Genomic DNA, 25,022 nt, shown 5'->3' on the forward strand with positions numbered 1-25,022 from the left:
TATTAGGCGAATTGGCGTAAGAAACGCACGTCGTTTTGGTAGAACATACGCAAATCATTGATGCCATAACGCAACATTGCAAAACGCTCTACCCCTAAACCAAAAGCAAAGCCTTTGTATTTATCAGGATCAATACCTGCGGCACGCAGTACATTTGGATGTACCATGCCACAACCTAAAACTTCTAACCAGCGACCACGCTCGTCCATGATATCCACTTCTGCACTCGGCTCTGTGAATGGAAAATAAGAGGGACGGAAACGTACTTTTAAGTCTTTTTCAAAGAATTCATTCAGCAGGTTAATTAATAAACCTTTTAACTCAGCAAAACTTGTATTTTCAGCAACGTATAAACCTTCGATCTGATGGAACATCGGAGAATGCGTCTGATCGGAGTCACAACGATAGACACGACCCGGACACACAATACGAATAGGCGGCTGATTTGTTTCCATGGTACGGATTTGCACACCCGATGTATGGGTACGAAGTAGATGTGTCGCATCAAAATAGAAAGTATCGTGCATCGCACGTGCTGGATGATGACCCGGAATATTTAGCGCTTCAAAGTTATGATAATCGTCTTCAACCTCAGGACCATGTGCGACTTGGAAACCCGCTTTGGTAAAGAATTGGCAAATACGCTCTTGAACTTGAGTGACAGGATGGATACTCCCCATGCGTTGACCGCGACCGGGTAAAGTAATATCAATCGTTTCACTTGCTAATTTTTTTGCAAGTTCAGCTTGTTGTAAGGTCTGTTGGCGCTCAGTCAAAGCAGCATTGATTGCTTCACGAACAGCATGGATCGCAGCACCTTGTACTTTTCGCGCTTCAGGGTCCATTTTTCCAAGTGCTTTCGACTGTTCTGCAAGCTGGCTTTTCTTCCCTGTAAATTGGACTCGTACTTGATCGAGTACAGCAAGGTCTTGAGCCGCTGCAATGGCAGCAAGCGCTTCAGTGGTCAGGGCTTCCAGTGACATAGTAACTCTCAAAGCAACAAATTATAGAAATATAATAAAACGCTATAGTTTATCAGCTTTTTATCTGTTTTTTGAAGATTAAGCCGATTGAAAAAACATATACCGCAACAATTTGATAAAATCGCCATTACCGCTAAAAAACCAAGAGTAAAAACAATGGCGCTCGATCAAATTTGGAAAGCACAATTGACGCTTGTCACCTATGGCAATGAGTTTTTACAGCAAGACTTAAATATGAATGATTGGGTTAACCATCCTATCTTTGCTCAACATCATTTGGTTTTTCGTGATTTAGCATCTCAACAGCTTTTGGCACAACATTTTCGAGTTTGGTTAGAGGCATTAAAACAACAAGGGGTGGATAAACTCAGTCTACATAATTCAACCATTCTCAATGAAGAAAGTAACCCCAATCCAAACGTTGAATTACTTCCCTACGCTCACTTTATTGTCAGTCATCAAGGCAAAAATAAAACGGCATGGATTTGCGGTCACGAACTTGCCGAATGGTACACTCATGATCATCCCTTTACCGCCCCTTCTGCGCAGCAAGTTAAACTCCGACAAGAGATCTTTTGGCGTTATCCACTCAATGAGAAACTAACTAAAAAAGTCACATTAGACTTAAAAGTCAATGATTGGCAAGAAATAGAAAAGTACATTGAAAGTGAAATTTTTAATCATCAATGTGCTGAAGATTTCTTAGAACCAGAACAAGTCGACCTACCTTTTTATGGATATGAACTTGAACAGAGCCATTTAGATAAAACGGTCTTAGCTATTATTCCAACAACCCATCAAGCAGATGCCGCACACCATTTATTACACCGCATGTCTGCTTTGATTGACTTCTTACATTCGCGCTGCAATCACCCTTATACAACCCAAGGTGAAATTCTGAGTCCAGAGGAACAAATTAATTTACGCAATTTTGTTAAAAAAACCGACGATGTATTTGGTAGACTCATCAGCAAGATTGCCAATCATTATAAAAATATTGATTTTGACATGCCGATGGAACCTTATGATCGGACTATGGATGTCCCAACCGCATCAGGAAATCTACACAAGACCAATCACTCCAGCGTCATTAAACTGGTGCTGATCACCGTTGTAATTTGTATTTTGGCTTATTATTTTGGGCTTTAATATTCAGTGTAATCCAGCTCATCTTCGTCAATATTGATGAAGTCTGGCTCAGGGGTTTGCTCAAATCGTACCGCTAGAATCTCAGTTTGCTTAAGTAAGCTTGCTTTAGCAACACGATGCATCCCATCCATGACTCGCCCCTCAGCACACAAGATAATCGGATAACTGAGATCTGCATCCTGAACTAATTGAAAATGCTCAATGATTTGCTGTGTCGTCGGATACTGATCTGGAAACCAATAGGCTTCGTTGAGTTCCTGAATATCAACCAGTTGAACTTTCTTGGCAATACACGTTTTTGTCAGCTCAACGAGCTGATGTACATCCCAAATATGTGTATCCTCGCCAACTTGTCTAAAGTGATATTGTCTACGCACGTTTTAATCCATCATTAGTTATCGAAAATACCACTTCGCCAGAATCTGAAACCATTTCTGGTTGGCGGACACTAACCACACCACTCATCGTCTTAGCCATACTCTTAATTATATTATATGGTTTATTTTTATTGATTCAGAGATATGAGATTGCCAAGTTTTTATTGCTTATTACCACAATTTTGTCGGTACTAATAATTATAGGAAGGAAATAAAAAAGACCGCTAAAAAGCGGTCTTTTTTGAATCTCTAAGCTTATGCAGCTAATGCACCTTTAGCTTTTTCAGCTAAAGCAGCAAATGCAACTGCATCATGCATAGCGATGTCAGCTAATACACGACGGTCGATGATTACTTGAGCTTTTTTCAAGCCATCAATCATGCGGCTATAAGACAAACCGTTAAGACGAGCACCAGCATTGATACGCGCAATCCATAAAGCACGGAATTGACGTTTCTTCTGACGGCGGTCACGGTAAGCATATTGACCAGCTTTGATTACTGCTTGGAACGCTACGCGATAAACGCGTGAACGAGCACCATAGTAACCTTTAGCGCGAGCAAGAATTTTTTTGTGACGACGATGAGCCACTACACCACGTTTTACACGAGCCATTTATAATCTCCTTAGATGTATGGGCACATACGACGAACTGATGCAACATCACTTACGTGAACCATTACACAGCCGCGCAATTGACGAATACGCTTAGCAGATTTTTTGGTCAAAATGTGGCGTTTGAACGCTTGTTTACGCTTAATACCGTTAGCAGTCGCTTTAAAGCGTTTAGCTGCTCCACGGCGAGTTTTCATCTTAGGCATAACAACCTCTTTTGAACACCTGTTCGGAACGTTTGCACCATTGCAAAAACGACCTGCAGGTAAGGGAGGCAGTATCATATAGTATTTTTGCTTAAAACTAAAGCAAAAATTATGGGTTCAAAGCTGAACATTCGAGAGCATTTACAGATTTGATAAAGTCCTCAAAATTCCACTCAATAACCTTAGGGACTAAGATATTCAGCTAAACAACCCGATATATAGCGCATACATAAATAGATAACGCCCACCTTTGGCAATCGTCACAATCAATAAAAACCGTCCAAACCTTTCTTTCATTATGCCTGAAATCATGGTGATGGGATCACCAATCACAGGCACCCAACTCAAAAGTAAGGAATAAAAACCATATTTATGATAAATCTGCTGGGCTTGTTCTAAACGAGGCTTAGAAACGGGAAACCATTTTTTATCTTTAAAATGTTCTATTTTTAGCCCCAACCACCAATTCACACATGAACCTAGTACATTACCAATGGTTGCTACGAGAAGTAAATAAAAGGGATTTGAAAGACCTTGTATCAACAGCGTCATTAAGACTGCTTCTGACTGCAACGGGAGTAACGTTGCTGCTCCAAAAGCAGAGAGGAATAATAAAAAATAGGACATCAGTGTGTAGAGGCACTCAAACAAAGATCAAAACAATGTCCAGACAATACCATCTAAAACTATTCAATCAAAGCGAGTTTATCCCACACCTGTTGAAGTTTCTCCTGATTCATCTCAATCTGAAAAACAGTTTTTATTGTTTCCTCAAAATCATTAAAAGTGGATAGAATTTTTTTATCTGACTTCTGTTTAGCATGTATTCTTAATACACGATCCTTTAACGTCATTCTGGCATCCGAATTGGCAGTGAACAACATCAAATGCTGTGTAAACATGGATTCCGGGGATGTTGATATATACCAATTTGCAATCATAGCATCGGCTGGGGCAATCTTTTGCTCAGGATTAATGGCATAGACATTAACCCATTCATCATGCAGAAAAACTTGCAACATATATTTCATATCCGTCAGCAGTGAAGTATCGATTCCACACGCTGCAATATCAACGAATCTGAAAGGCTCTAATGGCGTTGGCTGCATTTCCCCGATGCGATCTAAAGATAGAATTGTTGTCGGTGTCATGCCACCAAACCCTGGATCATATAAAAATAATTGTTGATCAAGTCGAACCAGTGTTACCAAGTGCGTCCGGACTGGTACAGTTGTTGGGATACCTTGATAATAAACTCGACCTAATACGTTATAGGCTTCATATCCCAATTCAGTTAACGCGATTTTGGTTAAAGAACTATGCTCTAAACAATACCCTTCCCGATTTTCAATTAATAACTTCTGAACAAGTCGATCAGGTTCTAATGAAACTTCTTCTCCCAAAAAAGAAGCAATATTACCAAAAGGAATGTGCTGCACATGCAAGCTTAATAATGTCTTTAGATGATCCTGCGTCGGTGTGAAGTCCCCTTCAAAACCAAGCTTATTTAAATAACGTGTTGAAATTATTTGCTTCATGACTGACTATACTTTTTTATGATTAAACTATCCTATAATGATCAAGCCAATTTTAGTTTAAAAATTACACAACTATAAAAGAGTCATTCACACCCTGATTAGAACATTCTTTTTGAAATGTCTAATTCTTCATCCGAGCTGTCTTAGATCGAAAAACATAAGTAAGGATTGAGAAAAGAAATGGGGAAATAAAAGCCCTAAAACACCAATCAAAGCAAAAACCAAGATCGCTAAATGAGTCTCTGAATATAGCTTTTGCAGCTGAGCGCAAAGGATTGCTGTGATGAAGAGCAATCCCATTGCAATTGCCCAATGCTTAAAATAGCTGTGCCTTCCCATGCCCGGATTCATCCAACTTTTATTGACAAGGCTTTTTGGATCGCAGGACGAGCGGTTAAGCGCTCAATATAATCTTTCACATAAGGATAATCTTCGAGTTGAATACCTTGCCATTCATAGCGTAATGCCCAAGGTAAAATCGCCATATCCGCAATTGAATATTCTCCCGCAACAAATTTCTGACCAACCAACTGTTTATTCAACACCCCATAGAGACGTTTAGTTTCATTGATATAACGATCAATCGCATAGGGAATACGCTCAGCAGCAAACTTATTAAAATGATGATTCTGACCAAGCATAGGCCCGAATCCACCCATTTGCCACATCAACCATTGCTCAACTTCGACACGTTCTTGCTCATCACTTGGGTAAAATAATCCCGTCTTACGACCTAGATATTGCAAAATTGCACCTGATTCAAATACTGAAATTGGTTCACCCCTCGGTCCATTCTGATCAACAATCGCAGGAATTTTATTATTCGGAGAAATCTTTAAAAAATCTGGTTGAAACTGATCATTCTCTAAAATATTGATGGGAAAAATTTGATATGCAAGTCCCATTTCTTCTAAAGCAATTGTTATTTTATGCCCGTTGGGTGTACCCCAATAATATAAGTCAATCATTTATATTATCCTATTCATCGTTATCATGACTGTTTATCGCGTTATAGCATATTTCATCCTCACTCCGTATTAGTCATGTACGAAACAAAACAATAAAATACATCTTTTCAATGAGCTGATGAAAGAAAAACTACTGGCTTGCCAAGTATGCTTTGGCTTTTTCACCTAAAAATCGTCGTCCTGCATTTTCGCCATTGATCCATTCTTCCACTGAAAATAAGTCGAACAACCCAACTTTAACTAAAGTTGGAATAGCTAGTACTAATTCCTGCTCGACCTCACCACGCGCACCCGCATTATATAAACTAATGTTATGCAACATGGTTGCCACAGTTCCTGTTTGAACCTGACTACCATCTTTTAATCTGACTTGCGGCAGAACCTCTCCATCCTGTACCACTTTTTGATTTATTTCAGATAATTCATGTGTACCATTTATTGTAGACATTCGCATGTGCCCCTATAAAAATAGTTTAATATTCAAGTAAATTTAACATGATATTTAATGATGCGCGCGACTGCATTTAAAAAAATTGCAAAAAAAAGCACCGCTTATTGCGGTGCTTTTTTATCAAGAAAAATTACTTTTTCTTTTTCGGGCCTAATAACATGCCCATTTGACGGCCTTCCATTTTTGGTGCTTGTTCAATGACACCAAAATCAGCCACATCAGCTTCAATTTTTTGCAACTGAACCAAACCAAGCTGTTGATGTGCCATCTCACGACCACGGAAACGCAAGGTGATTTTCACTTTATTTCCTTCTTCAAGGAAACGTAAAATTGCACGCAATTTTATCTGATAATCACCCACATCCGTTGCAGGACGTAACTTGATTTCTTTCACTTGCACTTGATGCTGTTTCTTCTTCGCATCTTTTTGCTTTTGCTTTAGGTCAAACAAGTGCTTGTTGTAATCCATGATTTTACAAACAGGTGGTTCTGCATTAGCAACAATCTCAACAAGGTCAAGATGCGCTTCTTCAGCAGCACGCAACGCTTCAGTTAATGAAACGACCCCTTTTTGTTCACCATCAGCTGCGACAAGACGTACTTCTTTTGCACGAATCTCATCGTTAATGGCAGGACGGTTACTTTTAGCACCTTGTTGTTGGTTACGGTCAGGCTGTTTAATCTTTATTACTCCACAATGTACCGGCCACGTTCGGCGACGGCAGATTTCACTAAGTCAACAAATGCATCGATTGACATAGTACCTAAATTTTTTCCTGAGCGAGTACGCACGTTTACGGTACCTTCTTCAACTTCTCGATCACCAAGAACCAAAAGATAAGGAATACGCTCTAGGGTACGCTCACGAATCTTAAATCCGATTTTTTCATTTCTCAAGTCAGAAATAGTACGAAGACCATTTTCTTTGAGTTTTGCAACCACTTGTTCGCATGCTTCAGCTTGTGAATCGGTAATATTCATTACACAAGCTTGAATAGGAGCAAGCCAAGGTGGCATGAAACCAGCGTAGTGTTCAATTAGTATACCAATAAAACGCTCGAAACTGCCAAGAATTGCACGATGTAACATGACTGGTTGATCACGATCGTTATCTTCTGTGACATAAGAGGCATCTAAACGAATCGGCAAGTTGAAATCACACTGGATTGTACCGCATTGCCATACACGACCTAAGCAATCTTTCAATGAAAATTCAATTTTCGGACCATAAAATGCCCCTTCACCAGGTTGCAAGTCCCAAGCCAAGCCAGCATCATCCAGTGCATCTGCCAAAGATTTCTCAGCGATGTCCCAAAGTGCATCATCACCAACACGCTTTTCTGGACGTGTTGACAATTTCATTTGCACTTCTTCAAAGCCAAAATCTTTATAAACATCTAAAGTCAGTTTAATAAAGTCAGCGACTTCCTTACCAATTTGCTCTTTGGTACAGAAAATATGTGCGTCGTCTTGCGTAAATCCACGAACACGCATAATACCGTGTAAAGAACCCGATGGCTCATTACGGTGACAAGAACCAAACTCAGCCAAACGAATTGGTAAATCACGGTAAGATTTTAAGCCTTGGTTAAAGACCTGTACGTGACATGGGCAGTTCATTGGCTTCACTGCATAGTTACGACTTTCTGAGTGCGTCGTAAACATGTTTTCAGCATAGTTTGCCGCATGTCCAGATTTTTCCCACAAGCTAAAATCAACAATTTGTGGTGTCTTGATCTCTTGGTAACCGTTGTCTTGCTGAACTTTACGCATGTATTGTTCAAGCACTTGGTAAATGGTCCAGCCGTTCGGATGCCAGAACACCATACCCGGTGCTTCTTCTTGCATGTGGAACAAGTCTAGAGCTTTACCAATTTTACGATGGTCACGCTTTTCAGCTTCTTCAATACGTTTAATATAGGCAGCTAACTGTTTCTTATCAGCCCAAGCTGTACCATAGATACGTTGTAGCTGTTCATTTTTCGCATCACCACGCCAGTAAGCACCAGAGATTTTAGTGAGCTTGAATGATTTTAAAAATTTAGTGTTTGGTACGTGCGGACCACGGCACATATCCAAATAATCTTGATGATAGTACAAGCCCATTTGCGTTTCATTTGGCATGTCTGAGATCAAGCGTAATTTGTATTCTTCGCCACGTGCAGTGAACTCAGCAATCACTTCATCACGTGGCGTCATTTTCTTAATAACGTCGTAATCTTGATCGATGAGCTGTTTCATGCGCGCTTCAATCGCAGCCATATCATCCAAAGTAAAAGGACGTGGCATCCAGATATCGTAATAAAAGCCTTCTTCAATAACAGGGCCAATTACCATTTTCGCTTCTGGGAACAATTGCTTAACAGCATGTCCAACGAGGTGTGCGCATGAATGACGAATGATTTCTAAACCATCTTCATCTTTAGGCGTAATAATTTGAACTGTTGCATCTTCTGTGATGAGATCAGAAGCATCCACCAAACGATCATTGATACGTCCCGCAACGGTATTTTTTGCAAGACCCGGCCCAATACTTTGAGCAAGTTCCATCACGGATATCGGCTGATCAAATTGTTTCTGATCACCATTTGGTAAAGTAATGATTGGCATAATAAAATCCTTAAGGAGTGATGCCCTCTACGAAGGAGCATATCACCGCGAGATTATGTATTGAGGTAAACCCCAAAAGATAAAAAACGGCGGATAAAAAGTATCGAAGATTTTACACAGGTTTAGGCTAGGATGAAACCTTTGTGTCATAAAAACCCAAGTTCATTCAAGGTTTTCTCTCCGACTAAAGCCTAAATGATTTAGATTGAACTAAACACTATGTTGATCTAGTTAAAGATGACAATAACATTCACGGAGCAATACACATGGTTAGTGCATATGATGAGTTACCACAAACACCCGCAAACTTCGTAGCCCTATCACCACTACGCTATTTAGAGCGTGCCGCCTATATTTATCCAAATCAAGCTGCGATTATTCATGGTGAACGTCATATTACATGGAAACAAACCTATCAACGCTGCCGTCAATTCGCCCATCAACTCGAAAAATTAGGCATTCAGAAAAATGATACCGTCTCGGTGTTATTACCCAATATTCCGGCCATGATTGAAGCACATTTTGCTGTACCGATGGTCGGTGCGGTTTTAAATACCTTAAACACTCGCCTTGATGCAAAAACCATTGCCTTTATGCTTGAACATGCTGAGGCAAAAGTCCTATTGGTCGATCCAGAATTTCGCCCAATCGCTGAAGAAGCACTTGCACTTATTGCACAAGAAATTATTGTAATTGACGTATTTGATGCCGAATTCGATGGTGAGCAAATTGCGATTGGACAATACGAATATGAATCTTGGATCGCCCAAGGTGATCCTGAGTTTGAATGGTACTTACCTCAAGATGAATGGGATGCGATCAGCCTAAATTACACCTCAGGCACAACGGGTAATCCAAAAGGTGTGGTCTATCACCATCGAGGAGCCTACCTCAATGCTGCAAGTAATATTTTAGCTTGTGGGATGAAACCACGCGCGGTGTATCTATGGACACTCCCCCTATTTCACTGCAATGGTTGGTGTTTTGCATGGTCAATTGCAGCCAGTGGTGGTACTAATATTTGCTTACGCCGTGTTGATCCAACGCTGGTCTTTAAATATATCGCCAAGCATAAAGTTGATTATTTCTGTGGTGCGCCGATTGTTTTATCCATGTTGATCAACGCACCTCAAGAACAAAAAATAGCATTTGAACACCATGTTGAAGTCATGGTCGCTGGTGCCGCCCCTCCCGTTGCCATCATTGAAGGGATGCATCATATCGGCATCAATGTCAATCATGTGTATGGTTTAACCGAGACCTATGGCCCTTCGGCACTTTGCGCAGCGCAAGCAGGCTGGAGTGATTTATCTATTCAAGAACAAGCTCAGCTTCATTCCCGTCAAGGTGTGCCATATCCGTTGCAAGACAGTATGCGTGTACTTGATCCCGAGACCATGCAACCTGTACCGAATGATGGCGAGACCATGGGAGAAATTATGTTCCGTGGCAATATCGTCATGAAAGGTTATTTGAAAAATCCACAAGCCACTGAAGAAGCGTTTAAAGGAGGGTGGTTTCATACCGGTGACTTAGCCGTCTGTCATCCGGATGGCTATGCCAAAATTACCGACCGCTCTAAAGATATTATCATTTCAGGTGGCGAAAATATTTCATCTTTAGAAGTTGAAGACGTTTTATATCGACACCCAGCAGTACTCACTGCGGCTGTGGTGGCAAAGCCAGATCCTCGCTGGCAAGAAGTACCATGTGCATTTATTGAATTAAAACAAGGCGCATCTACGTCAACGGAAGAGATCATTGCCCACTGTCACAAAGAGCTTGCTCGCTTTAAAGTTCCTAAAGATATCGTGATTACTGAAATTCCAAAGACATCGACAGGCAAATTACAGAAATTTATTTTACGCGAGTGGGCTAAGCAACGTGCGTCAGGTGAGTTTGGAAATTAATCCAAAAAAAAAAGAAGTTTCAAATGAAACTTCTTTTTGGTTTTTAGCCTTGTTCAGATAACAACGCCACTTGCTGTACATAATTCACCAATTTAAGCTTAGAGGCTGCAAACTCTTCTTCACTCACTTCTCGTTTAATATCACGATGGATCCGCAGTACATGCTGGCGTAAAGTATGGCGTTCAGAGGCATTATAGACTTTACTAAATTCATTAATGATTGGATCACCCTGATCAATCATACGATCGACCCAACGTAACAACTGTGCTTGTTTCTTCGCACCTTGCTGTGGGGTTAGATAAGATAAAATCGTTGTTTCATTTTCATTGCGCAATAATTTACCAATTCGTAGAAACTGACGACGTTTTGCTTCATATGAACTAATCGTTTGTACATCAAGCAGTGCATCAATTAAACGCTCATCGACAGGCAATTTTTGAATCTGTTTTGGATTCAATTGAGCCAGTTGTTCACCCAAAGCAGCCATGCGCTGTACTGCTTTTTTTTGCTCAGTTCTACTTGCACGCCCTTCTAATGACTCAAAATCTTCATCGGTATAACGCTGCTGGGTACGACGTGACACTATTACTCTGCCTCATAAAATTTTGCTGCGAACAGCGATTGAATTTCTTCCAGTGCCTTTTCTTCATCAGCACCTTCAATGACTAATCTTAATGTGGTGCCCTTACCAGCGCCCAACATCAACAACGACATAATATTTTTTGCATCAACCAACTTATCGCCCTTACCAATTTGGATAGAAGAACGAAACTTCGTCGTCACCTCAATAAGTTTACCAGATGCGCGCGCGTGTAAGCCGAGTTTATTAATTACATCAATCGTTGTGTCTATCATGACCAGTGCTTCATTTCTCTATGTAAGATTTGGACAGCCCATTTTGCCTCAAGGGCTTGTTTGAGTCTATCCACAATATAAACTGAACGATGCTGCCCGCCAGTACATCCCACTGAAATGGTCATATAGTGGCGATGTCCCTCTGCAAAGGCAGGCAACCATTTATCTAAGAAAGCATAAATATCTTCAAACATTTCATTGGTTTGCTGACTACTTTCTAAAAAAAGGCGTACTGGCTCATCCAAGCCAGAAAAACGACGTAATTCTAAATCCCAATGCGGGTTAGGTAAATGACGTACATCAAATACATAATCAGCATCCAGTGGAATACCGTGCTTATAACCAAAGGACTGTAAAATAACAATCAAATTATTCGATTGCCCAAGTTTAGACAACAAAATATGCTTTAAATCATGGACACTTTTATCCGAGGTATCAATATGCACTGTAGAGCGGAATTGTATCGGAATTAACAGTTGTTTTTCTTCCTGTATACATTGCAACAGGCTATTAAAACGATTGGCCAATGGATGCGGTCTTCTTGATGCACTAAAACGCGCAATCAAATTTTGATCTTGTGTGGTTAAGTAAATAATATCCACTGAACCATGTTTTTGTAATTGGTCAAAAACTTGATCGAAGTCTCGCATATCGGCACGAGTACTTCGAACATCGACACCTAAAGCGAGTTGTTCCAGATTATTTTCACGATCCAGTTTGGCTACAATTTCAGGCAACAATGCCAAAGGTAAGTTATCTATACAATAATATCCCAGATCTTCAAGCACTTGTAATGCAGAGGATTTCCCTGAGCCAGATTGTCCTGTGACGATAAGAATACGCTTCATGGCATTTTGCCCTTTTTATTTTTCAAGTTCTAAGTTTTAAAATGTATTTGTAAATTATCAATCAACCGCGTTGAACCTAGTTTTGCAGCAATAAATAAAACCAAATCTTGGTCAAATTGTTCAATAGGTTGCAAGTTGGTTTGTCGAGCTTCCACATAATCCACAATGAACCCTGCGTGTGTCAATTGAGCAGAGACATTTGCTAACACTTGTGAAAGTGCTTGTCCCTCATGCAATTGTTGCTCAGCTTGTTTTAACGATTGATAAATTGTAGGTGCAACAGCTCGTTGTTGTTCAGACAAATATCCATTGCGTGAACTTAGCGCCAAGCCATCTTCAGCGCGCACAATCGGCACACCGATGACTTCAAGTGGCATGTTTAAGTCTTGAACCAACTGACGAATCACAGCCAACTGCTGATAGTCTTTTTCACCAAAAAAGGCATAGTCAGGTTGCACAATATTGAACAACTTAGTGACCACCACAGCGACCCCATCAAAATGGCCTGGGCGTGACTGACCGCATAAATCTTCGGTGATTTGATTCACACGAATATTGGTCAAACGAGGATGCTTGCCATACATTTGCTCAACAGAAGGTGCAAAAATAATATCGCAACCCACATCAGCCAATAGCCGACTATCTTGCTCTAAAGTACGCGGATAACTATCAAAATCTTCGCCCACACCAAACTGAATTGGATTGACAAAAATACTGACCACCACTACATCACAGATCTTTTTTGCAGCACGCACTAAAGTCAAATGACCTTCGTGCAAATTTCCCATCGTCGGTACGAAACCTATCATTTTTTTTGTACTGCGTGCAGGTGCAAGCGACGCAGTTAAGCCTTGTATCGTTGTTTCTGTTTTCATGAATCAAAGCTCAACTTGGAAAGTATGTTCTTTTGCAGGGAAAGACTGATCTTGAACTGCAGCATGATACGCTTTAAATGCATCTAAAATAGCAGTTTCACCGGCCTGCTCTTTCATAAAATTACGAACAAAACGTGCAACACGTCCAAAAGTTAAGCCCAACATGTCTTGTGCAACGAGTACTTGCCCATCGGTTTCATTGCCCGCACCAATCCCAATCACAGGTGTATTTGGGAATAATTCAGCAATTTCTTTACCGAGTTGTGCAGGAACACATTCGAGCAATAAAACAGCCGCACCAGCATCCACAACCGCTTGGCAGTCAGCAATCAATTGATCTGCCGCTTCGCGCGTTCTTGCTTGAAGCTTATAACCACCAAATACATGTACTGATTGTGGTGTTAAGCCCAAATGTACACAAACAGGAACGCCGTTACGGGTCAAGACTTGAACCAACTCACTCAACCAAGCCCCGCCTTCAATCTTGATCATTTGTGCGCCAACTTGCATGACTGCTCTGGCATTTTTCAAACCATCTTCAACGGTCGCATAGCTCATAAATGGCAAATCAGTCATGATTAAGGCATGCGAATTGCCACGACGTACCGCCGCAGTATGGTAAGCCATATCTTCCACTGTGACAGGAAGGGTTGAATCTCTTCCTTGAATCGCCATCCCTAGAGAATCACCGATTAAAATCGTATCAATTTCAGCCAACTCCATTGCTTTCGCCATGCTTGCATCGTAGCAAGTTAGGCAAGAAAACTTGCGTCCTTCGGCTTTAAACTTTCTTAAGTCACTTAGACTAATCATGATGATGTCCTCTACAGGCATTTCCAGAACAAAATAATCTTAAGCGGTTGCCCAAGACTGATTTGCGATTACAATCAAGTTTGCTTGCTGTACCAGTTCTAAATCTTTTAACGGATGACCATTTAACTGTAAATCGGCATCTAAATCTAATAAAGGAATAACCACAAAATCACGCTCAAGAATCCCCGCATGAGGTACCGTCAAACGTTCATTATGTATTTGCTCTTGACCATAGATCAGTAAGTCTAGATCAAGGGTACGCTCGCCCCAACGACGTAAACGTACACGCCCTGCTTCTTGCTCAAAGTGTTGTAATTGATCCAATAAAGCTAGAGGCGCAAGTGTGGTATCCAGTTGAACAACCGAGTTTAAGAAATTGGGTTGATCTTGAGGTCCCATCGGTGGACTTTGATAGAGCTTGGAAACCTGTACGGGACCTAAAGTCGCGAGTTTCGCAACAGCTTCTTTTAAAATCTGTTGCGAATCACCTAAATTACTTCCAAGACCAATAAAAGTGCGAATTGTCATTGCGTTGGTCCAAATACCACTTGGCTCAAATCACGTTGAACACGCTTACGCTTGAGAATCGGATGATCTGCATGAATCTTATGCGGATCCATCGTTGCTTTTTCAGCGAATCGACTCGCAGATTCAGGTGCTCTCACGCGTTCTTTCTTAGCACGACGATTTCTTGGTTCTGGCTCATTGACTAAAGGTTCTATTTCAGTAACTTTAATGTCATCCGCATCAGCAACCTTGCGACGAGTTCTTGTGCGCTGACGATTGTACTGACGAATTGCCGCTTCTTTTTGATCAGCTGACATTTCTTGGTAGTTTTCCCACCAAACACCCATACCTTCAGTTTGGGTATCGCCAGATTTCTCACGAAGTAACAAGAAATCAAATCCAGCACGGAAGCGTGCATGCCCAGCCAAAGCTTCTATTTGCTGTGGTTTAGGATTCAATAAACGGGTTTGCATTTCCCAAACTTCACGAATAAAAGTTTCAGCAAAGCGTGGAATAATGGTACGGGTTGCTTGACGCTTCAACACATCGAGTCCAGCTTGAGCACGTGCTTCAGCAGGAACAATCCCTTTATTTAAATAAAAGTCACAGCGCTCTAGAAAGGGTTTCCATAGTAATACTGCATAAAAGAATGCAGGATTGATGGTTTTCCCAATTTGAATCCGTTGATCGGTATTTCGAGCCGCACGCTCTATAAATGCGGTGATATTCGGTGGAATTTCGGCAAATAACTGCTTCCATACACCAAAATCAATCAACATTGGTAACACACGTGTTAAGTGCCCCATGGTAAAGAGCTTTTGCGATTCATCATATAAGCGATGTGGCGAGACATCACGCAACAACTGCGTCATATCTGGATTAAATACATCGAGAATCGATTGATCAATTTGAAAATTCAGTTTTGCTGCAAAACGCAATGCTCGCAACATACGCACTGGATCCTCTTCAAAACGCTGCGCAGGTTCACCGAGGAAACGTAAGCTACGTGATTTAACATCCTCAACAGCACGGCAGAAATCCAGCACGACGCCTTGTCGAGGTTGATAATACAAAGTATTGATTGAGAAATCTCGACGCGCGAAATCCTGCTCAATCGTTCCCCAATTATTATCACGAAGAATCATACCAGATGCATTGGTGACTGCTTTTTTAGGGGGTGCACGGAACGTCGCAACTTCAATAAGCTCGCGACCAGAATAAACATGTGCTAATTCGAAACGTCGCCCAATAATACGGCAACGTCGACCAAAAACTTCTTTCACTTGAGCGGGTGTTGCATCCGTAACTGCATCAAAATCCTTCGGATTAAGACCTAACATCAAGTCACGAACACCACCGCCCACAATATATGCCTCATAACCTGCTTTAGTCAGGCTATCAATCACATCTAATATTGAGGAAGGAAGTTGAGTTGTGGATAAACCACATTTTGACGCACGCAAAGTTTGCAAAAGACACTGTCTCCTACGTCAGGACGTAAATAACAATTTGTCGCTAATCATAGCTCTAACACACACAAAGGGCAATTTATTCTGTTGAAGATTCAATAGATCGATGCGTTTAATGTGTGATTTCATAACAAAAGCGCTTTTAAAGCACCAGTCTTGCTTTATTCTTTTCAAGTAACTTTGGTCCTATTCCTTTTACATTCATCAGTTCATCCACCATTTTAAAACCACCATTCTTTTGACGATACTCGACAATAGCTTGCGCCTTTTTCTCCCCGACACCAGCTAAAGTTTGCAACTGCTGTAAGTTCGCCTGATTTAAACTAATTTTATCACCGCGAATATTTACAGAAGATGAAACTTGCTTGGTTGTTTGCTGCTGCGTAGGTCGTGATAGATAATAGTTATTGTTAGGCTGATTCGCCAATTGTTGATCACGTGTTTGCTGCTTCGCTTTCCATTTTTCATAGGATTGATCAAACTGCTGTGCATGAATACTCGGTACCAAACCCAAGCATAAAACCATGCACAAAAAAATATTATGTTTGCTGCTGAGTTGCGGCAAATTCATTGGATGTCCCCTGAAGTTTTAATTGTCGTTTTGCTTGCTCCCATAGTTCATCCATTTCTGCCAAACTCATTTCTTGCAAGTCTTTCTGTTGTCGTTGTGCCTGTTGTTCAATAAAAGCGAAACGATGTCTAAATTTATGAATCGTTGCCAACAGCGCTGTCTCACTCGACAGCCCAAGTTTACGTCCTACATTGATCAAAGAAAATAGACAGTCACCAAATTCTTCTTCTATTTCATTGGCTTTTTGATTTTTTATCGCTTGCTGTAACTCTGCCAACTCCTCATCCAATTTTTCATAGGCATCTTCTACCGTTTCAAAGTCAAAACCAAGTTGCGCCGCTTTGTGCTGGATTTCATGTGCCTGTACAAGTGCAGGTGCATGCTTAACCTCATCTAAACGCGACTGGGCTTTGCCCTGCTTCTCTTGCTGCTTGATTTTTTTCCATAATTCGCTGACTTGTTCAGGATTCAAATTTTGATATTTTTCTGACTGAAATACATGCGGATGGCGACGAATGAGTTTGCTACTGATCGCATCCACAACATCTTGAAAATTAAAAGCACCTTGTTCACTAAACATTTGTGATTGAAACACCACTTGCAGTAACAAGTCTCCGAGTTCATTGCGGATTTCATCTAAATCCCCCACTCGAATCGCAGCTTCAACCTCATAAGCCTCTTCAATGGCATAGCGCGTCAAACTGCTTGGTGTTTGTTGTTGATCCCATGGACATTTTTCTCGTAACTGTTGCATGATTTCTAATAACTTTTCCATGATGATCTCCCAAACCCAATACAGCCAAATTGTTGCAGCATAAAGCAGCTTATGCGTAATATACACCCACTCAAGAAATATCAATATAAAGGAAAGCCATGCAATATAGCGTTTTTATCACTGGGGCAGCGCAAGGAATCGGCGCGGAAATCGCTCGACTTTTTCATCAAAAAGGCTTCAAAGTCGGAATCTATGATATCAATGAACAACAGGCCCAAGCTTTAGCTCAAGAACTTGGGGAAAATGCTAAAGCGGGATATCTAGATGTGAGCAATGATCGCCAATGGCAAATCGCGCTACAAGAGTTTCAACACTGGGCAGGTGAACTGAATATTTTAATCAATAATGCTGGAATTTTATATTCTGGTGCGTTTGAACAAACTTCAATTCAATCACACCAGCGTACGATGGATATTAATATCAAAGGGGTTTTAAACGGCTGTTATACTGCTTTTCCATATCTTAAAAATGCCAGTTTTGCTCGCGTGATTAATCTCTCTTCAGCGTCTGCGATTTATGGTCAAGCTGATTTAGCATCCTATTCTGCCAGTAAATTTGCAGTGCGTGGCTTAACCGAGGCACTCGATGTAGAGTGGAAAAAATATAATATCCGAGTCTTGGATGTCATGCCTTTGTTTGTGCAAACCAATATGGTGAAAGACATGAATGCAGGGAGTATTCAAAATATTGGCGTGGATTTAACCCCTGCCGATGTTGCAAAGCAGGTCCTGTATTTAGCACAACAAAAAGATCACCTACTGCTCACAACACATACGCCTGTCGGAATTAAAACAAAACTCCTGTATCAACTATCTAGTATTAGTCCACAATTTCTAAATCGGCTCAGCAATTTATTATTATCTAGACAAAACAAACCATTTTAATCACATTATTAGACCTCTTTCATCATTAATTGCATCCTCCTTGTATTTCTCCATACTGGAGAAGTAAAATAGATTTATGAAGGAGGTTTATTATTTCAAATAAAATATAAAGAGGCTGAGTTTGATAATACCACCCCACATTTAGTTGAACTTTCACGTAAAATCAAAAAACACCAATAAAATCCAGAGAAAAAACAAACAATCATCATTAAAAAAAATAATAAACAAGTCAAAAAACTCAAGACAAAAACAAATTAAACAATATAAATCAATTGGATAAAACAAAAATTTTTTAAAAAGGATATAGTTAATAAAAATAAAATTAACTTTTATGACGCAGTAGACAGACAATTCTTTAAAAAAGTATTAAAAAATCGTGACATTTAAAAATATTTTAAATAGAATCCACCCGCCATACTCATCTTGGCCATTTAACCGAAAACTTTTAAAGTGTTTATAATATGAAAAAACTATTAGTTTTAACTGCTGCTGCAACCCTTTCTTTTTCTACTTTTGCAGCAACTGAGGGTAAACCTTTCTCTACAACTGAATTAAGAGCGATGGACTGCCCAACGCTTTCTGTTGAGCAAGCCAATGCAAAACGTGAACTCGCTGCCGCAGAAAAAAATATTGCCAACATTAATGCTAACGCTCAAGCACCAGGTAAAGCAATTAGCAAATGGGCTGGTGTTGCAGGCGGTGCATTAGCTGCATTTGGCGGTAACTCTGAGAAAACAGCGAAAGCAAGTCAAATTGCAAATAATATTGCAGGTGAAGACGATACTTCTGATGTGAACAATCTTTCTGTTCAAGAAGCAGTTAAAGCCAAGGCTCAAACCAATATTGATAATATTGCCACTTATCAAAAAAGCAAAAAATGCAAAATCTAATATAAATATTATGTTCAGATAAATCTGATCATTCATATTTATTGATCGCAAATATAATAAAACCCGCTTAAGCGGGTTTTATTATGATCCAACAATATTTAACTGCCTTGAACCAAACGTCTTGCACTAATAATCCCCGGTTGTTGCTCTAAACGAGCCAACAAACGAGAGAGTTGTGCTAAACCTTTGACTTCAATTAGCAACTTCATATTGGCAATACCATCTGACTCAGATATCGTATTGACCTGACGAATATTGATTTGATCAGAAAAAATCACTTGGGTTAAATCTTTAAGCAAACCACGACGATCATAAGCCTCAACCACGATCTGCACACTCTGACCGCGGGTCGGCTGCATTTCCCAATCCGCTTCTACTGCACGCTCAGGCTCTAGCCCTGTCATCCGTATATAATCCGTACAAGCGACCTTATGAATACTCACGCCACGATTTAAAGTGATGTAGCCGCCAATCGACTCGCCATGTACAGGTTGACAGCATTGAGCGATGTGTAATTCCACATTATCCAAACCATCAATCAATATCCCATGTGCAGACAAAGTATGACTAGCACGCGGATTTAATGCTGGCTTCAACACCAACTCAGGTTCATCTTGATCCAAATGCATCTGACGATTCACTTGGTTAATCAGCGCATGTAGACTAATGTCCCCACTGACCAATGCCACCAAAATGTCATCACCAGATTTCAGATTAAAATGAGATGAATAATCTTTTAAATCAATACTTTTAGGGTGAATCGCCAGCCGTGCAAGCTCCTTGTTCAGCAGCTCTCGACCCACTTCGATATTCTTACTACGATCTTGTTGTCTAAACCAGTGACGTAGCTTGTCTCGTGCGCGCGAAGTTTTGATATAACCTAAGGAATTCACCAACCAATCACGGTTTGGCTCTCGATCTTTCTTGGTTAAAATCTCAACCTGTTCACCCGTTTTTAAGGTATAGGTTAATGGCACATAACGCTGATTTACCCGTGCGGCATAGCATTTGTTCCCCACCTCGGTATGCACATGGTATGCAAAGTCAAGAACCGTTGAACCGCGTGCCAATTCTTTAATATCACCATCACGACTAAACACATAAATCTTTTCAAAATTCTCAAAATCTTGAATCTGATCTATACCACTTGACTCATCATCTTCGCCATGTGGTGTGGTTTCAGTACGTTCCTGATAATGCTCAAGTACTGCGCGCAATGAATGCAAGCGATCATTAAAAGAATGATCGGTATTTTTTGCACCTTCTTTATAGTTAAAGTGCGAGCAAACCCCGAGTTCGGCTTCTTCGTGCATCTCAAAAGTACGAATTTGCACTTCTAGAGATTTATTCTCTGCAATGACTGCCGTATGCAAAGAGCGATAACCATTGGCTTTCGGGTTGGTGACATAGTCATCAAACTGATTTGGAATATGCCGCCATAACTGATGCACAATCCCCAAGGCATGGTAACAATCGGGTACGCTTTTCAACAATACACGCACTGCGCGTATATCATAGAGCTGATCGAAGCTGAGATTTTTGCTTTTCATTTTTCGATAAATCGAATAAATGTGCTTCACTCGCCCTGTAATTTCAGCATCAATATCATATACAGCCAATTCAGTCTTGAGCTTGTCAATCACAAATTGAATATACTGCTCTCGCTCCAAACGTTTTTCATTTAGTAACGATGCAATTTCTTTATAACGTTCAGGCGCTAAATAACGAAAGGCAAGGTCTTCCAGCTCCCATTTCAGTTGCGCAATCCCTAAGCGATGTGCCAACGGAGAGTAAATGGTTAAGATTTCACGAGCGACACGTTCTTGGCGCTCTTTACTTGCATTGGCTAACTCACGCAACGCATAAGTACGTTCTGCAAGCTTGATTAAAACAACACGCACATCTTCTGTCACTGAGATGAGCATCTTGTATATGCCGTTTAAATGTTCACGCTGGTTATTATTAAAATGATCTTCTAGTCGCTTATTTTTTTCAATCAACTCAGACAGTTTACCCATCGCAAGCGTACCTTTGACGAGCGCCAATACTTGCTCGCCAAACTCACGCTGAATATCTTCTAGAGTGATTAAGCCCTCACGTACACTGCGATATAATACTGCCGCTGACAACGTATCTTCATCTACATGTAAATGCGCTAGAATATCTGCCATACCAATCCCAGTACTAAAGGTGTTGGTATGATGATTAACCGTAGTTTCTAACTCTTTTGCTAAGGTAAGCTCTGCAACTTTTTGTAGTTGTTTTAGCTCATCCCTATCCAAGATATCGCACACTCGATCTAGCCAAGAAACTAGACTACTTTGCGCTTCAGCGGCATGTTCTACAGTCGCTTCCTCAGACAATTCTTGGAATCGTCCAGGTAACTGTTCACGTACTGTGACCATACCATTCTCCTCTGGATATATAACTCATTTTCTAATCGTTTATCTCTTAGATTTTATCAAACTGATTTTTTTCAAATAAGGCAATAGATTCAACATGTTCAGTATGGGTAAACATATCCATCACTGCGGCTTTCCTAAGCCGATAACCATATTGCGCCAATACACCCGCATCCCTTGCCAGTGTTGAAGGATTACATGAAACATAAACGATTCTTTTTGCTCCAAAGTTCGGTACATATTGCATTACCTCAAATGCACCCGATCTAGGTGGATCAATCAATAATGCATCAAATCCTTGTTTTGCCCAAGAATGATGCGAAAAGTCTTTTGTTAAATCTTGTGAAAAAAACACAGCATGAGCCAAATCGTTTGCTTTCGCATTCTCTGTGGCCCGTTGTACCATTTCATCACTTGCTTCAACACCTACCACTTGACCCGACTCACCAACACAACGTGCTAAAGGCAGAGAGAAGTTACCTAACCCACAGAATAGATCAAGTACCCTTTCTCCTTGCTGTAATTCTAGCAATTCACATGCCAATTGAACCATTTTAGCATTTATAGCGCCATTTACCTGTGTAAAATCCAAAGGTGAAAATGCAAAGTTGACATCAAAATCTTCTAAACGGTAATGCAGGCGCATCGGCGCTCGTGGATCATCCACGCGATGGACACTGTCCGAACCTTTAGGTTGCAAATACAACTGCCATTGCTTGTCTAACGCAAATTGACGTAATTGGTTGACATCCGACACATTTAATTCATCTAAGTGACGAATTAACAATGCGACCTCGGTATCGCCCATCGCCAACTCAATATGACCAATCTGCGCTTTACCCGCTAAGTTTTCAAGTAGCGCTCTTAGCTCAGGTAGGGTGTCCGATAAGCTTTGTTCCAACACCGTACACTGCTGAATCGCAGTTAAATGATTACTATGATGTTCCCGAAAGCCCATCACTAAACGGTCTTGTCTTGCGATATAGCGAACACCAATCCTAGCACGACGTCGATAGTCAGCTTTAACCGAACGAATTGGATCGAGCCACTGTTCAGGCTGTAAACCAGCAAAGTGCTGTAGATGAGACTGCAACACATTTTGCTTCAGTCGAATCTGCTCATCAGGATGGATATGTTGTAAGCTACAGCCACCACACACCCCATAATGTGGACAAATCGGCTCTATTCTCTGTTCAGCAGCCTCACTCTCAAGCGTCAGCATTTCAGCCTCTTCTAGACGAGTGGTCTGATGGGTAATTCTTGCCTGAACAGTTTCACCGACCAAAGCATTACGAATAAAAACTTTTTTACCCTGCTTTTCTTTCGGATGGTCTGCATGCGTTCCATAATGTGCAATCCCTCGCCCCTCATGCGAAAAAGCTTCGACTTGAAAGGTATAAATGGGATTTTGGGCTGGACGCTGTTTCGCTTTATGTTTCAAAAGATGAACCTAATTTTGGGGCGCAACAGTGTGTGCGGTGAATACAGTATATTGCGATGTTCGCTGCCATACCTGTAAAAAATCTGATTGTTGCGTTTGCGTTTGTAAATATTCAACTGTTGACTGAATCATTTGCTGATGATCCTGTTGATTTAGCTGACCTTTTAATAGTAACCAACGCAAATACACCAGCCACGTATTTAAAACATCACCTTCACAATAACTGGTCAGTTTTAACCACTGCTCTGTACGAACATACTCAGGCACATGATAGCCAGACTCACCACGCTTACCAGGAAAACCAAGAAGACACGCAATATCATCCAGCTTTTGGAAATTACGACCATTAAACATCGCCATAACATCCATCAAATCAACATGACGATGATGATAACGGTTCTGGTAATTATTAAAGCGTTTTTGGTTATCAATTTCACCTTGATCAAATAAGCTCGGTGCCGTAAGTCCGTGATACATGGCTCGGAATAAGATCACAGGTAAATCAAACTGTGAACCATTCCAACTGACCAAAGTTGGCTGTTTCTTATCAAAAATAGATAAAAACTTAGTCAACATTTCCGCTTCAGAATTTTGTTCCCGACTAAATGAAAACAATCGGAAACCTTTTTCATCAATCCATAAACCTGAGATACATACGATTTCATGTAAAGGCAAACGCTGAAAGTCTATACCAGACTCTTGACGACGGATCTTGGTCAGTGCCTGTTCCACATCGGCTTCAGGTAAATCAAGGTGATAAAGATGAGCACCAGCTTTTAAATCAGTCAGTGTTTCAATATCAAAAACTAAAATCGGAAAACGTAAGCTCATCATTCAATACAATTCATTTAGGCTTGGTCTTCATCTTGCACTGAAAACAATCCAGTCGACAAGTAACGATCACCTCGGTCGCAGATAATACAAACAATCACGGCATCTGGATTCACTTCTGCGATTTTAAGCGACGCCCAAACGGCACCGCCCGAAGATGTACCTGCGCTAATGCCTTCCTTACGAGCCAGTTTACGCATGGTTCTTTCCGCTTCGATCTGCGGAATATCCATAATACGATCGACTCGACTAGCATCGTAAATGGTAGGTAAATATTCTTGTGGCCAACGGCGAATACCCGCAATGCTCGATCCATCCGAAGGTTGTAGACCAATAATTTGAATCTCAGGATTTTGTTCTTTTAAATATTTTGAGACACCCATAATCGTGCCTGTGGTTCCCATCGAACTGACAAAATGCGTGATTTTTCCAGCAGTTTGCTTCCAGATTTCAGGGCCTGTGCTGAGATAGTGTGCTTCTACATTATCAGGGTTGCCAAACTGATTGAGTACAAAGCCTTTGCCCTGTTCTTGCATTTGTAGCGCCAAGTCACGCGCGCCTTCCATGCCTTGTTGCTGTGTCACTTCAATTAACTCAGCCCCATACGCCGACATGGCATCTTTTCGTTCTTGGCTCATGTTGTTCGGCATGATCAACTTCATGTTATAGCCGCGCATCGCTGCGACCATCGCTAAAGCAATTCCAGTATTTCCACTGGTTGCTTCAATTAAAGTATCGCCCGGCTGAATTTGTCCACGCTTTTCTGCTTGGATAATCATATTGTATGCAGGACGATCTTTGACTGAGCCTGCTGGGTTATTGCCTTCTAATTTGGCTAATACCGTGGCTTGAGTATGACTTGCTAACCGCTGTAAACGCACTAAAGGAGTTTTACCAACATAACGATCTAGCAAATAGTCGTCGAGTAAAAATTCATTTGCTAAAAAATCAGTTTGCATGTTCGTCATGATCGACACCGATATCAATGTGGCGACTATTGTATGAAAAAAACAGAGAAACTGCACCTTTTCACGCTGCTTTTTATTGGCCGCTA

At 40.8% G+C, this 25,022-nt stretch carries 27 protein-coding genes; 4 read left to right on the forward strand and 23 right to left on the reverse strand.

Annotated features, from left to right (window positions below):
• Nucleotides 1-2: 2 nt before the first annotated feature.
• Nucleotides 3-983, reverse strand: coding sequence for a phenylalanine--tRNA ligase subunit alpha (gene pheS, locus MMO38_RS12665; RefSeq protein WP_004672532.1), 981 nt, complete (start codon nt 981-983; stop codon nt 3-5).
• A 156-nt stretch (nt 984-1,139) separates the two neighbouring features.
• On the opposite strand from pheS, the gene MMO38_RS12670 reads away from it, so the two are divergent.
• A complete protein-coding gene (locus MMO38_RS12670; protein ID WP_241323795.1) occupies nt 1,140-2,132 on the forward strand; it encodes a hypothetical protein in 993 nt (330 codons plus the stop codon).
• Here MMO38_RS12670 and MMO38_RS12675 read toward each other — a convergent pair.
• From MMO38_RS12675 to thrS, 9 genes are all read right to left on the reverse strand, one after another.
• The gene (locus MMO38_RS12675) at nt 2,129-2,509 is read right to left on the reverse strand and encodes a hypothetical protein (protein WP_004672528.1); all 381 of its coding nucleotides are present in this window, start codon (nt 2,507-2,509) and stop codon (nt 2,129-2,131) included. The genes MMO38_RS12670 and MMO38_RS12675 overlap by 4 nt on opposite strands.
• A gap of 255 nt (nt 2,510-2,764) precedes the next feature.
• Complete coding sequence (gene rplT / locus MMO38_RS12680; protein ID WP_004664213.1) at nt 2,765-3,124, reverse strand: 50S ribosomal protein L20; 360 nt, start codon at nt 3,122-3,124, stop codon at nt 2,765-2,767.
• 11 nt (nt 3,125-3,135) lie between these two features.
• Nucleotides 3,136-3,330, reverse strand: coding sequence for a 50S ribosomal protein L35 (rpmI, locus tag MMO38_RS12685; protein WP_004672526.1), 195 nt, complete (start codon nt 3,328-3,330; stop codon nt 3,136-3,138).
• A gap of 198 nt (nt 3,331-3,528) precedes the next feature.
• Nucleotides 3,529-3,957, reverse strand: coding sequence for a YqaA family protein (locus MMO38_RS12690; protein WP_241323759.1), 429 nt, complete (start codon nt 3,955-3,957; stop codon nt 3,529-3,531).
• A 59-nt stretch (nt 3,958-4,016) separates the two neighbouring features.
• Nucleotides 4,017-4,868, reverse strand: coding sequence for an arylamine N-acetyltransferase (locus MMO38_RS12695; RefSeq protein ID WP_241323760.1), 852 nt, complete (start codon nt 4,866-4,868; stop codon nt 4,017-4,019).
• 347 nt (nt 4,869-5,215) lie between these two features.
• Entirely contained in the window at nt 5,216-5,836 is a 621-nt protein-coding gene (locus tag MMO38_RS12700; RefSeq protein ID WP_241323761.1) for a glutathione S-transferase N-terminal domain-containing protein, read from the reverse strand.
• A 130-nt stretch (nt 5,837-5,966) separates the two neighbouring features.
• On the reverse strand, nt 5,967-6,284 hold the full coding sequence (locus MMO38_RS12705; RefSeq protein WP_241323762.1) for a hypothetical protein: 318 nt from the start codon (nt 6,282-6,284) through the stop codon (nt 5,967-5,969).
• Between the two features lie 133 nt (nt 6,285-6,417).
• Nucleotides 6,418-6,969, reverse strand: coding sequence for a translation initiation factor IF-3 (infC, locus tag MMO38_RS12710; protein ID WP_081398967.1), 552 nt, complete (start codon nt 6,967-6,969; stop codon nt 6,418-6,420).
• Nucleotides 6,970-6,974: 5 nt separating this feature from the next.
• Nucleotides 6,975-8,897 (reverse strand): threonine--tRNA ligase, encoded by a 1,923-nt coding sequence (gene thrS / locus MMO38_RS12715; protein WP_241323763.1) that lies wholly within the window; start codon nt 8,895-8,897, stop codon nt 6,975-6,977.
• A 266-nt stretch (nt 8,898-9,163) separates the two neighbouring features.
• On the opposite strand from thrS, the gene MMO38_RS12720 reads away from it, so the two are divergent.
• Nucleotides 9,164-10,807 carry an acyl-CoA synthetase gene (locus MMO38_RS12720; RefSeq protein WP_241323764.1) on the forward strand — a complete coding sequence of 548 codons (1,644 nt, stop codon included), beginning with the start codon at nt 9,164-9,166 and terminating at the stop codon, nt 10,805-10,807.
• Between the two features lie 43 nt (nt 10,808-10,850).
• On the opposite strand, the gene yjgA is transcribed toward MMO38_RS12720, so the two are convergent.
• From yjgA to mazG, 9 genes are all read right to left on the reverse strand, one after another.
• Entirely contained in the window at nt 10,851-11,390 is a 540-nt protein-coding gene (gene yjgA / locus MMO38_RS12725; RefSeq protein ID WP_241323765.1) for a ribosome biogenesis factor YjgA, read from the reverse strand.
• Nucleotides 11,391-11,392: 2 nt separating this feature from the next.
• On the reverse strand, nt 11,393-11,662 hold the full coding sequence (locus MMO38_RS12730) for an HPr family phosphocarrier protein (protein WP_005198445.1): 270 nt from the start codon (nt 11,660-11,662) through the stop codon (nt 11,393-11,395).
• The gene (gene rapZ, locus MMO38_RS12735) at nt 11,659-12,510 is read right to left on the reverse strand and encodes an RNase adapter RapZ (protein WP_004672505.1); all 852 of its coding nucleotides are present in this window, start codon (nt 12,508-12,510) and stop codon (nt 11,659-11,661) included. Before rapZ ends, MMO38_RS12730 begins: the two co-directional genes overlap by 4 nt.
• Nucleotides 12,511-12,539: 29 nt before the next feature.
• Nucleotides 12,540-13,385: a pantoate--beta-alanine ligase gene (gene panC, locus MMO38_RS12740; RefSeq protein WP_004672504.1), complete on the reverse strand. Its 846-nt coding sequence runs from the start codon at nt 13,383-13,385 to the stop codon at nt 12,540-12,542.
• A 3-nt stretch (nt 13,386-13,388) separates the two neighbouring features.
• Nucleotides 13,389-14,198, reverse strand: a complete 810-nt coding sequence (gene panB / locus MMO38_RS12745; RefSeq protein ID WP_241323766.1) for a 3-methyl-2-oxobutanoate hydroxymethyltransferase — start codon at nt 14,196-14,198, stop codon at nt 13,389-13,391.
• A gap of 39 nt (nt 14,199-14,237) precedes the next feature.
• The gene (gene folK / locus MMO38_RS12750; RefSeq protein ID WP_241323767.1) at nt 14,238-14,726 is read right to left on the reverse strand and encodes a 2-amino-4-hydroxy-6-hydroxymethyldihydropteridine diphosphokinase; all 489 of its coding nucleotides are present in this window, start codon (nt 14,724-14,726) and stop codon (nt 14,238-14,240) included.
• Entirely contained in the window at nt 14,723-16,177 is a 1,455-nt protein-coding gene (pcnB, locus tag MMO38_RS12755) for a polynucleotide adenylyltransferase PcnB (RefSeq protein ID WP_241323768.1), read from the reverse strand. The genes folK and pcnB overlap by 4 nt, the downstream gene beginning before the upstream one ends.
• Nucleotides 16,178-16,316: 139 nt before the next feature.
• Nucleotides 16,317-16,745, reverse strand: coding sequence for a ComEA family DNA-binding protein (locus MMO38_RS12760; RefSeq protein WP_241323769.1), 429 nt, complete (start codon nt 16,743-16,745; stop codon nt 16,317-16,319).
• Nucleotides 16,714-17,520 (reverse strand): nucleoside triphosphate pyrophosphohydrolase, encoded by an 807-nt coding sequence (mazG, locus tag MMO38_RS12765; protein WP_241323770.1) that lies wholly within the window; start codon nt 17,518-17,520, stop codon nt 16,714-16,716. The genes MMO38_RS12760 and mazG overlap by 32 nt, the downstream gene beginning before the upstream one ends.
• A 98-nt stretch (nt 17,521-17,618) precedes the next feature.
• Between mazG and MMO38_RS12770 the strand changes: the two genes are divergently transcribed.
• Nucleotides 17,619-18,404 (forward strand): SDR family oxidoreductase, encoded by a 786-nt coding sequence (locus tag MMO38_RS12770; RefSeq protein ID WP_241323771.1) that lies wholly within the window; start codon nt 17,619-17,621, stop codon nt 18,402-18,404.
• A gap of 461 nt (nt 18,405-18,865) precedes the next feature.
• The gene (locus MMO38_RS12775; RefSeq protein WP_004672494.1) at nt 18,866-19,294 is read left to right on the forward strand and encodes a hypothetical protein; all 429 of its coding nucleotides are present in this window, start codon (nt 18,866-18,868) and stop codon (nt 19,292-19,294) included.
• A gap of 98 nt (nt 19,295-19,392) precedes the next feature.
• Here the strand turns inward: MMO38_RS12775 and MMO38_RS12780 are convergent, their stop codons facing one another.
• Genes MMO38_RS12780 through cysM form a run of 4 tightly spaced genes read right to left on the reverse strand, consistent with a single transcriptional unit; the run spans nt 19,393 to nt 24,936 of the window.
• A complete protein-coding gene (locus MMO38_RS12780; protein WP_241323772.1) occupies nt 19,393-21,699 on the reverse strand; it encodes a bifunctional (p)ppGpp synthetase/guanosine-3',5'-bis(diphosphate) 3'-pyrophosphohydrolase in 2,307 nt (768 codons plus the stop codon).
• A 46-nt stretch (nt 21,700-21,745) separates the two neighbouring features.
• Nucleotides 21,746-23,137, reverse strand: coding sequence for a 23S rRNA (uracil(1939)-C(5))-methyltransferase RlmD (gene rlmD, locus MMO38_RS12785; RefSeq protein ID WP_241323773.1), 1,392 nt, complete (start codon nt 23,135-23,137; stop codon nt 21,746-21,748).
• Between the two features lie 9 nt (nt 23,138-23,146).
• The gene (locus tag MMO38_RS12790) at nt 23,147-23,968 is read right to left on the reverse strand and encodes a 3'-5' exonuclease (RefSeq protein ID WP_241323774.1); all 822 of its coding nucleotides are present in this window, start codon (nt 23,966-23,968) and stop codon (nt 23,147-23,149) included.
• A 17-nt stretch (nt 23,969-23,985) separates the two neighbouring features.
• Nucleotides 23,986-24,936: a cysteine synthase CysM gene (gene cysM, locus MMO38_RS12795; protein WP_241323775.1), complete on the reverse strand. Its 951-nt coding sequence runs from the start codon at nt 24,934-24,936 to the stop codon at nt 23,986-23,988.
• Between the last annotated feature and the right edge of the window lie 86 nt (nt 24,937-25,022).

Origin of the sequence: Acinetobacter sp. NIPH 1852 (genome assembly GCF_022549455.1) — a bacterium.
Classification (GTDB): Bacteria; Pseudomonadota; Gammaproteobacteria; order Pseudomonadales; family Moraxellaceae; genus Acinetobacter.